A 252-nucleotide genomic window follows, 5' to 3' on the forward strand; every position below is an offset into this window, starting at 1 on the left:
GCGTACCGGCGCTGCACGATGCCGCTACACTCGCTGGCATTGTTGCTTCGGCCGCACCCGATTCGATGACGCCCAACCAAGTCCCGCTTTCTCCCGTTCGTTCGACGCCGGTTGCTCCGGTACAGCCGCCTGCAATGCTGTCGCTGTCGGCAGCGTTGTCGCAGGCGCAACGCGCACTCGACCGCATCGTGCTCGGCAAGCCGCTGCAGATTCGTTTGGCGCTGGCGTGTCTGCTGTCACGCGGGCTCCTGC

General features: G+C 65.9%; 1 protein-coding gene. It reads right to left on the reverse strand.

What is annotated here, in order from left to right; all coding sequences use genetic code 11:
* Nucleotides 1-24 precede the first annotated feature (24 nt).
* Nucleotides 25-252: hypothetical protein (locus ACVA58_RS28405; protein ID WP_446513573.1), on the reverse strand; the 228-nt coding region annotated here is incomplete at its 5' end.

The organism is Photobacterium sp. DNB22_13_2 (genome assembly GCF_052873915.1).